This window comes from Rhodococcus sp. NPDC059968, from assembly GCF_042738615.1.
Taxonomy (GTDB): Bacteria; Actinomycetota; Actinomycetes; order Mycobacteriales; family Mycobacteriaceae; genus Rhodococcus_F.
Window position 1 is genome coordinate 1 of the sequence record NZ_JBHWUE010000184.1, and the last position, 9,995, is coordinate 9,995.

The following is a 9,995-nucleotide window of genomic DNA, read 5'->3' on the forward strand; positions in this document are numbered from 1 at the left end:
GATCACAGCCCACAGGGCATCGGAAATCTCGTTGGCACGCAACACAGGGACAGTCTCGAGCATCCAATTGCCAATATTTGGCAGACACGCTCTAGCCATTGAAATGCCGTTGAAGAAAACGCGTCCGCCGTTGAGCACGCCATATTCTGCTTATAGCTGATGCGTGTACGAACCGATCGCGACATTGTAATCCGCGACACCTATTGCAAGAGAAACCACGGCGAGGGGCACCATCATGACCACACCGGGAGCCGGCGCACGACAGCCGTCCGTCGCGATTGTCGGCAGCGGACCGTCGGGCTGCTACCTGGCGCAGTTCCTTCGCAAGCGCTGGCGAGAATCCGAGATCGTCATGTTCGACCGCCTCGACACTCCGTACGGTCTGGTTCGCCACGGTGTAGCTCCCGATCACCCGGGGACACGCGCGGTGTCCAAACAATTCGATCGACTCTTCGAGCGTGAGTCGATTCGGTTCGTCGGTTCCACCTTGATATCCACGATCGAAGGCGACGGCGATCTCACAATCGATCAACTGCGAGAGTCCTTTGACATCGTCGTCCTGGCCACCGGGCTGCACGCTGATCGCGCCCTCGCCGGCCCGGGCGGGCCACTGCCGGGAGCCGAACTGTCGGGCGTGTACGGCGCCGGTCGACTGACCCGGTTGATCAACGGGCATCCGGAGGAGAAGGTCGATGACCTGAGCCTGGGTCGCCGAGTCGTCATCGTCGGACACGGCAACGTCGCCATCGACCTGCTCCGCCTATTCCTGACCCCCGCCGAGCAGCTGCGAGCACTCGGGATCGCGAACGACGTCGTCGACGCCATCACCGCTGGGCCCGTTCATGAGATCGACATCGTCGGACGATCACAACCGGCACAGGCCAAGTTCGATGTCGCGATGGTGCGCGAGCTGGAAAAGCTCTCCGATGTCGCGTTCGAAGCACACGGTGTCGAGCTCGAACCCGACGAGCAGTCGGCTCGTCACGAGGCAATCGCCACTCTGACGGCGGGATCCGACGACGCTGCCGGCCGCGTCGTGCGGTTCCACTTCGGATGGGAACCAATCGAGCTCACCGGAGTCGATTCAGTGTCGGGCATCGTCCTGCTGGCGATGGACGGCAGCCGTTCCACCGTTTCGATGCCTGCCGACGCTGTCTGCACTGCAATCGGATTCGCCGAACACGCTACCGCTCCCCTCCGCCGAGCAGACCACGAACACATCGAACATATCGACCTCGAACGCGGAATCCTCGGCGGCAACTTGTTCTGCGTCGGCTGGCTACGACGCGGACCACGCGGAACCATTCCGGAAAATCGGGTTGACGCACGTATGGTCGGCGACACGATCATCGCCTCCTACGCCGAGCCCAGCAACTCGGTATTCAAACCGGGGGCCAGCGCACTCGATATCCAGCCTCCCATCACTTTCTGACACGAGGAGCGTCCTATGAGCAAGACAATCATTCTGTTCGGAACCGAATCCGGAAACGCCGAAATGATCGCCGAAGATCTCGTCGACGAACTCGACAGAGCACACGACGTCGAGCCAATCGACATGACGGACTTCGACATCTCCAAGTTCGACACCGACAACTCGTACATCATCGTGTGCTCAACCCACGGCGACGGCGAACTTCCCAGCGGCGCATTACCGTTCTTCGAGGCACTCGAAGCGGAGTCACCAGATCTGAACGGAATCCGATACTCGATCTTCGGGCTTGGCGACAGCAGCTATGAGACCTACAGCCACGGCAGCGAGATCATCGACGAGATGCTCCGGACGCTCGGGGCCGAGCGAATCGGAAACTACGGTCGGCACGACGCTAGCGACGGCTCACTACCGAACAACGACGCGCTCCAGTGGGTGCGCACCGTCTTTGCGGAATTCTGACTCCGCAGAGAACGACCACCACCACAATCGATGGATCAGTCACAGCTGGCTGGAACGACGTGGCCACCATGTACGGCCGCGAAGTACTCGCGGCGAACACCACCACCGCCACCAGCCCGACGCCCAAACCCACCACCCCGAAGATCCAACTCTGTCTCCCCACCCGCACATCGTGTCACCGAAAGGTGCAGATACCGGCAACCGCGGCCACCGGCGGTCTCCAAGGCAATGCGAGCCTGCAGGTCCACCAGCCGTTGTCGACCTGTAGTGCCACTCGCCCCCACCGCGGCATCAAAGTCTCCCGCCGCACCCGAAGCGCCACGCACAGGTCTGCCCCTTGACCAGAACTCCCTACACCCAATCCACTCCGCGCGGGAATCGTAGAGTCAGGTGCGCATGGATACCTCGCACCCATCCCCGGCACCGCTGCGCGGACAACCGCCCACCGCATGGCGCTGGAGGCCATGATCCCCACAGACTCATAGCCTTCGCGGCAGGATGGCCACGCTGTGCACCAGGGCAATGCCGCAACTCACGCGACCGGCATCTCGGCCTGAGCATCATGGAAGGCTCGCTCGATCTCGGCCGAAATCCGGCCACGGGAGGACACCTCATGACCCGCCCCGATCGCCCACTCACGAATCTCCCTCGGCGACTTCTTCGCCGGAGCCTTACTCACCACTTCCCTCTTCACCGGAGCCTTCGCCGCGACCGACTTCTTAGCCGTCTTCTGCGCAGCCCCTTCGTCGCGACTACTTTCCTCATGGCCGTCTTCGTCGCGGCCGCCCTCGCCGCCACTACCTTCTTCTCCGCCGGAGCCTTGCTCGCCGCTACCCTCTTGACCGGAGCCACTGCGGCCGTGTTCCGCGCAGCTGTCGTTTTCGCGGCCGTCTTCTTTACCGGCGCCGTTTTTGTCTGCACCTTCTTCGCCGGCGCGTCATGGAACGCTTGCTCGATCTCGGCCGGAATCCGGCCGGGGGAGGACACCTCCAAGCCCTCCCTGATCGCCCACTCACGAATCTCCTTGTTCGCCTTCTTCGCCGGACCCTTACTCACCACTTCCCTCTTCACCGGCAACTTGGCCCCGACCGGCGTCTCCGCGACCGTCTTCTTCACGGCCGGTTTCTCCGCAGCCGCCTTCGTCGCGACTACCTTCTTCGCGGCTGTCTTCACCGGAGCGGTCGCCGGGGCCGCGTTCCTCGCAGCTGTCTTTGCGGGCGTCTTCTCTACCGGCGCCTTTGTTGCCTGAACCTTCTTCGCCTGAGCCTCATGGAAGGCTTGCTGAATCTCGGCCGGAATCCGGCCGCGGGAGGACACCTTGTGGCTCGCCCTGATCGCCCACTCACAAATCTCCCTGGACGTCTTTTTTGCCGGAGCCTCACTCACCACTGCCCTCATCACCGGCACCGTCGTAGCAACCGGCTTCTTCACGGCCGTTTTCTTCGCAACCGCCTTCGTCGCGTCTGTCTTCGGCGCGTCTGTCTTCTTTGCCGCCGGTTTCACCTGAACATTCTTCGCCTGAGCCTCATGGAAGGCGTGCTCGATCTCGGCCGGAAGCTTTCCGCGGGAAGACACTTCGCGCCCCGCCCCGCCCCGATCGCCCACTCACGAATCTTCCTGGTTGTCTTCTTCGCCGAATCTTCAGAACCCCTCGTGGATACCGCCATGTTGTCTCCTTCTTCGCCGGGCAACCGTCGAACGCACACAGTAACGGCTGGCGGCTTTCCCTGGTAATCAGGAAGCTCACCCGAACTGACATTTCACCGTCCCCAGCCCATTACACGTCTGGGCAGGCCCACACGATCCTCGTGGCCGTCTCACGGCTCCACACTCAGTTGCACCACGTTCAGGCAGGACGAGCGCGACTCGCCCTGGCGAGACGATTCCCCTCCTGCATCTCGAAATGTGTTGGCGCTGCGGCAGTGATCGTCGGCTTTGACGCATTCGGTGTTCAGGGTGCCGAGCAGGCGTGCGCTAGCGGTCCCGCGCCTACTCCGCCGAAAGTGGTGCCGCAAAGTCCGGGCTGCGCAGCGTCTCCCGAACTCCGGTGGCGGTGGTTCCGAGTCGACGTTGCAGGCCCGCACGCCCAGTGCGGCGCCGATAGGCTTGGTGAATCGGGCGCCATCCGCCAGGGGGACCACCCCTTCGCTCGCGCGGGCACACCCCGGTTCTGATGCGTCGAAATGCACCGAAGTAGGCGCCCCCAGGTGTGGGGAGGCCGTAGTACTGGGTCAACGCCGCGATCGCCGCAGCATCCGAATCCATCGTGAGGGTGGTGGGCAACCGTTCAGGGCTCAAGTACGTGGGCTCGAATCAGTGCACCCAGTCGCGCGGGTTGCATGGTCAATCCTCGATCCGTTGCTGCCGATCGATCATCGCGACAAGGACGTACAACACTCGTGCGACGTCACGGCGTGTTCCGCTCTGCGCGGTATCGAGTTTCCACCGGGTCAGCCTCATCTTGTGCTTGTGAAGGAAACCAGAACACCTCCGCGCTCGCTCCACACCGCCACGAGCTACCCTCCTGGCAATTCTCCACCGCTGATGTCCAGGACCCGCTGCCGCACAGCACAGGCCGCATTGTCACACGGACCACCGTTCCACCCCCAGAACCGTGATCTGCAGGCCGCAGCGACCTCGGCTGGGCGAGGTCCCTACGATCCGGTCGAACCGTGTCCTACGGGCCTTCGGCACACCGCGACTGCGAAGGCACCCGGCAACACCGGTAGCGCGGGGCTCACATCATCGGCATCGGCATCGGCATCGGCATCGGCCAGCCCATGCTCTGCATCCAAGTCATGAACATGTGCATCATGTCCATCATTTGCTGCGACATCGTTCTCACCACTTTGTTGATGTCTCTCTTGATACCAGCGGAACCCTATTCGCGCTGGTAGTACACACTCCACGGTAGGCCTGTTCGAGCGATGGCGCCTGCGCTGCGCACGCGTCGGAACCGACGTCCACACGCACTGCACCGCTGGCTCGCTGCCGTGCCACCGAGACAAGACCGGCGTCCCCACCCTCGATCCAACCGACGAGACATAGCCAATCAGCGACCCATCACCCGAGCGTCAACCGAAACGGGTGGCGGCCGACAATCGGATGACGGCAGTGCAGCTTCGCAGCGCCCACTACCAGCCCTCGATCAAATGGACGCGCGACGCTCCGGGGATGCCGCGGTGCGCGGCGAACAGGTGCCACACCGATCAGGAATCGAGAAGCACAGGGCACCGGCCGCCTCTAGCATCGTTCATGGACATCACGCGGTCCTCCGATGTGACCGCCGCACCCCTGAGGAGACGACGATGAGTGCCACAATCCGCAGCCTGGTGATCCCGGTCTCCGACCTGGACGCCGCCAAGGCCATCTACACCGCGCTGCTCGGCACGCCCCACACCGACCAGCCCTACTACGTCGGGTACAACGTCGACGGCTTTGAGGTCGGCCTGAATCCCGGCGACGTGGGCGGTGGACCGGTGGCCTTCGCCGACGTCGAGGATCTCGACGCGACCCGCGCAACCCTGCTCGCGGCTGGTGCGACCGAACGCAGTGCGCCGCGCCAGGTTGCTGCCGAGGCGCGAGTGTGTGTGCTCGCCGACGCCGATGGCAACCCAATCGGCCTGCGCGGCCGGTAGCCGGAGTGGTCGGGGCGCCGAACTCGGCGCCGCGCCAGCTCGATTCCGTTACCGGATCGGTGATGCCTTTGGGACAATCGTCGGCAACACACGCGCGACAATAGGTGAATGACCGAGCTGCAGATCCGCGAGGCGACGCCGGACGACGCCCAGATGTGTGGGCACATCATGTTCGACGCCTTCGAAACGCTCGCCACGCGCCACAACTTTCCGATCGAAGCGGGCACGCCCGAATTCGCCGACTTCCAGATCAAGGCGATGCTGGGCACCGACGGCATCTACGGACTGGTTGCCGAGCGCGACGGCCACATCGTCGGCAGCGCCTTACAGGACGAGCGCGGCAAAATCGTCGGCATAGGACCCGTCTGCGTTGACCCGGCGGCGCCGGACGCGGGGGCGGGCCGTGCGTTGATGAATGCGCTGCTTCAGCGATCGCGAGAGCGCGAGGTAGCCGGCGTGCGGCTGGTACAGACGACGTACAACTACCGGTCCTTCTCCTTGTACGCCAAGCTCGGCTTCGCCGTGCGTGAGCTGTTGTCCGTCTTCCAGGGAACGCCACGCGGGTCCGCGATACCCGGCGCAGTCGTGCGTCCAGCGACACCGGACGAGATCGCCGCATGCGACGAGATCTGCCGGCAGGTGCACGGCCACGACCGCCACGGCGAGCTGCAGCACTGGGTCAATATCGGCACCGCCCGCGTGGTCGAACGTGGCGGCCAGATCACCGGCTACGCGACGGGTTTCGGCTACACCTGGCATGCAGTCGGCAAGGCCGACGACGACGTCATCGCGCTGCTGGCCGGCGCCGACGAGTTCACCGGCCTCGGGTTCCTCGTGCCGTCACGCAATACCCGCCTCATGGCCTGGTGCTTCGATGCTGGACTGAAGATCGTCCAGCAGTCGACGCTGATGACGATCGGGCTCTACAACGAGCCGCAGGGCGCGTGGCTGCCGTCGATCGGCTACTAGCCGTCCTGGCGCAACGATGCACCGCGCATTGCCCCGCGGTACACCGGTCGCGGCGGGTCAGGTGCGGGTGTTGCGTTTGAGCCAGCGCCACCCGGCGGTCACGGCGAACAGCACAATCCAGATGACCGCGAGCCACAGGAATCCCTTGATTACGAGGCCGAGGATGACGAACACCAACCACACCACCAGGAGAAACCGATGAGAGCGAGCATCGGTTCATCATCGCACCTGCGGACACCGGCCGCGCTGGGCCGGGAACCCTGACAAGACACCCGGGCAAAGTGAGCTGGTCGACTGCCCATGCGGCGGCACCAACGCGGAGACTGAACCGGGCGGTGCGGACCCGAGGACCATTCCGCTCGGCTGAGGAGTGCGGGGGTGCGGAACCCGGCGCGCCAGTTCGGGTTGACGACGACGGGTTCGTCGCTCATCGTTTGCCGAGGGCCGCCTCGAGGGTGCCCATGGTGATCCGCGCGGGCCGGTGCAGGTCGCGCTCGGGGTAGATCAGCCGGTCACCCAAGGCCATCCAGGCAATGCCGCCGAGCGCGCACCCGTACGCCGCCACCAGACCGTGCCCATTGTCCTGGGCGCACCACAGGATCAGGCCGAGGATCGCAATGGCGACTGCGATCAGCGTGTCCCGCCCTTCGCGAGCCCGGAGCAGCAACGGAACGGCCACCGCCGCTCTTGGCCGACAGCCCGAAGACGCTCAGCGTCGGGGCGCTGTCGACGATGGAGCGGCTGATGCGAACCCTGCGCGAGGCAGGTGTGCGCGCCGCGGATCGGATGGTCGCCGCCGACACGCTGCTCAGCCACATCACCGGATTCGTCCTGCAAAAGCAGAGCGAGTCGCGGGCACCCACCATCGGCGCCGAGGACGTGGCGCGCCTGCGGGAGCGCTTCCCGATGACGCTCGCCGATGGACATGTTCACGACCAGGACGAGAAGTTCGCTCGGAGTGTGCACCTGCTCTGCGCCGCGATCGACACACGCATCGAACGCGGGAACCCAGTTTGACCTCTACCGCAGTGAACCTGTCCCCTGCAGTACCGCACCCGGTGGGTGCGGTACGGTACTCATCCGATAGCAGGATCAGGACCGGCTACTGGGACGAGCACGCCGACTGCTACCAGCTACTCACCGGCGCCGAGCTCATCCCGGTGACGGTTCGACGAGTGAATTCCTTCACCCGGATAGGCTCTCAACTGTTGACGTAATGTCTAATCCTCGATACACCGATTCGCATGAGGGCCCGAGGGTGTCATAACGGCGAAATGCCCTGTCGTAGTGGAAGAATAAGACTTCTCTAGGGTCAAATTCAGCCACACCGAAGGGCATTTCGTAGATGCAACTATCTCACACCCGACCCGTCGCCGCGGCCAGGTTCGACGACCCCAATCTGATGTCGACCGCGGGACTGGTCCCGGTGATGGCATTGGCGCAGGCCAGCGGCCTGCTCACCCTCGCCGACCAGCACCTGAGCGTGCCGACCGACAAGGGCGCCAACCCGGGCCGCAAGGTCGCCTCGCTCGTCGGTGGGATGGTCGCCGGCGCCGACAGCATCGCCGACCTGGCGATCCTGCGGCACGGGGCGATGGGAACCGTCTTCGACAGCCCCTATGCACCGTCGACGCTGGGATCGTTCCTTCGCCAGTTCACCTTCGGGCACGTCCGGCAACTCGACGCCGTCGCCTCGCGGTTCCTGGGCAACCTCGCGGAGAAGACCGCGCTGGTGGCGGGGATCCACACCGAGCGGGTGCTGGTCGATATCGACGATTCGATCATCGAGGTCCACGGCCACGGCAAACAAGGCTCCGGATACGGCTACTCCGGGATCCGCGGGCTGAACGCACTCATCGCCACCATCACCACGCAGACCGCTGCGCCGGTGATCCTCACCCAACGCCTGCGCCGCGGAGCCTGCGGCTCCCCGCGCGGAGCCGCCCGCATGATCTCCGATGCGCTGGCCACCGTCGACCGGCTGCGCACCCACGCCGCAGGAACCAACGGCAACGGCGCGCCGAAGGTTCTGGTCCGCGGCGACTCCGCCTTTTACGGCCATCCCACCCTTGGTGCCGCGCTCCGCGCCGGCGCCGACGTCTCGGTCACCGTGCGCCTGACCTCCACCATCAAACGTGCGATCGAATCCATCGACGCCGACGAGTGCGCGTGGACGCCGATCGAATACACCGACGCCGTCTACGACGAGGGCACCGACACCTGGATCTCACGGGCGGAGGTCGCCGAGATACGCGTTCACCGCGTTCGCCTCGCAGAAGAAGGCCCAACATCCCGGGTCGGTTGGTGGTGCGCCGCATCCCGACCTGCGACCGCCCAAGGACCAGGGCCAGGGCACGTTGTTCGAGCGGTTCCACGCCTTCTTCACCACCACCGACCCCGACGAGGTCGGTACCGTCGACGCCGACAAAACCCACCAGCACGCCGTCATCGAACAGGTGCACGCGGACCTGAAGAACTCAGCCCCCGCGCATCTGCCGTCGAACTCGTTTTCGGCGAACGCCGCCTGGCTCGTCGCCGCGGTGATGGCGTTCAACCTCACCCGCGCCGCCGGCACCCTCACCGGCGATCCGAAGGTGACGAAAGCGACGACCGGCACCCTCCGCCGCACCATCGTCTCGGTCCCCGCACGCATCGCCTCCTCGGCGAGACGATTGACCCTGCACCTCCCGCAGAACTGGCCGTGGGAAACAGCGTGGAACACACTGTTCGACAACACCTTCGATCGCGCACATCCGATCGTCGCCTAACGCCAAGGACACCTGCCCGCCCTCAACGCGAAAGCCCCAGTGGAACAACCCGACACGAGAGGTCGGACGCTCAACCATGCCCACACACCGTCCCATGCCGCCCAACGAAACTCGCAGCGATCAGGTCAGCGAATCGGTGAATTCAGGCTAATACTTCTGAGTCCTTCCTGTTACTATCGGATCATGCGCCTCGGTGAGGCGGCGGCATACCTGAATATGTCGGTGGTGGGGTCCGGAAGGCCGCGTCGGAGAGCCGGTTATCCTCTCGGCGTACGGCTTCCGGTCAGCGAGTCTTCGATCGGGAGGATCTCGACGTCTACCTGGGTCGACCTACACCGGAGAGTGTTCCAGCCGGCAGGGCGGAAGCGTTGTACTGCCGGGTGTCCGGCTCGACCGGTCAGGAATCCTCGCTCGCCAATCAGGAAAGATGCTGCGTGCGAGTGCCACCGGCACCGTGTACCGGGCCTACACGGATCGTGGTTCAGGCCTGCGGGAGACCCGAGCGGGACTGAATCGGATGCTCGACGACGCAGCCACGGGTCACTTCACGGTGGTGCGAGTGGTGTGGCGGGATCGGTCGGCGCGGTTCTCCGGTGGCGTGGATCGAGCGGTACCTGTCGGTGGTCGGCGTTACGGTCGAGGTCCTGCGGGAACATGGGGACACGTCGCCGGTAGAGGAGCTGATGGATGACGTCAAGGCAGTGCTCGCGTCGTTTTCCGGCCGTTTCT

General features: G+C 64.6%; 7 protein-coding genes and 2 pseudogenes. 7 read left to right on the forward strand and 2 right to left on the reverse strand.

The window, feature by feature from the left end:
- The first annotated feature begins 235 nt into the window (after positions 1–235).
- Entirely contained in the window at positions 236–1,432 is a 1,197-nt protein-coding gene (locus ACFWAY_RS51835; protein ID WP_378458771.1) for an FAD-dependent oxidoreductase, read from the forward strand.
- Between the two features lie 15 nt (positions 1,433–1,447).
- On the forward strand, positions 1,448–1,891 hold the full coding sequence (locus ACFWAY_RS51840) for a flavodoxin domain-containing protein (RefSeq protein ID WP_378458770.1): 444 nt from the start codon (positions 1,448–1,450) through the stop codon (positions 1,889–1,891).
- Between the two features lie 532 nt (positions 1,892–2,423).
- Here ACFWAY_RS51840 and ACFWAY_RS51845 read toward each other — a convergent pair.
- Positions 2,424–3,558 (reverse strand): annotated as a pseudogene (locus ACFWAY_RS51845) (histone-like nucleoid-structuring protein Lsr2).
- 1,641 nt (positions 3,559–5,199) lie between these two features.
- Between ACFWAY_RS51845 and ACFWAY_RS51850 the strand changes: the two are divergent.
- Positions 5,200–5,529: a VOC family protein gene (locus tag ACFWAY_RS51850; protein ID WP_378516272.1), complete on the forward strand. Its 330-nt coding sequence runs from the start codon at positions 5,200–5,202 to the stop codon at positions 5,527–5,529.
- Positions 5,530–5,637: 108 nt separating this feature from the next.
- Entirely contained in the window at positions 5,638–6,498 is an 861-nt protein-coding gene (locus ACFWAY_RS51855; RefSeq protein ID WP_378516273.1) for a GNAT family N-acetyltransferase, read from the forward strand.
- Positions 6,499–6,925: 427 nt separating this feature from the next.
- Here ACFWAY_RS51855 and ACFWAY_RS51860 read toward each other — a convergent pair whose 3' ends face one another.
- Positions 6,926–7,177: a hypothetical protein gene (locus ACFWAY_RS51860; RefSeq protein WP_378516274.1), complete on the reverse strand. Its 252-nt coding sequence runs from the start codon at positions 7,175–7,177 to the stop codon at positions 6,926–6,928.
- Between the two features lie 8 nt (positions 7,178–7,185).
- Between ACFWAY_RS51860 and ACFWAY_RS51865 the strand changes: the two genes are divergently transcribed.
- The 3 genes and pseudogenes from ACFWAY_RS51865 to ACFWAY_RS51875 all read left to right on the forward strand — a co-directional run bounded on the left by ACFWAY_RS51865 (position 7,186) and on the right by ACFWAY_RS51875 (position 9,957).
- On the forward strand, positions 7,186–7,515 hold the full coding sequence (locus ACFWAY_RS51865; RefSeq protein WP_378516275.1) for a TetR/AcrR family transcriptional regulator C-terminal domain-containing protein: 330 nt from the start codon (positions 7,186–7,188) through the stop codon (positions 7,513–7,515).
- Between the two features lie 328 nt (positions 7,516–7,843).
- Positions 7,844–9,266: pseudogene (locus ACFWAY_RS51870) on the forward strand (IS1380 family transposase).
- Positions 9,267–9,693: 427 nt separating this feature from the next.
- On the forward strand, positions 9,694–9,957 hold the full coding sequence (locus tag ACFWAY_RS51875; protein ID WP_378516276.1) for a recombinase family protein: 264 nt from the start codon (positions 9,694–9,696) through the stop codon (positions 9,955–9,957).
- Positions 9,958–9,995: the final 38 nt, after the last annotated feature.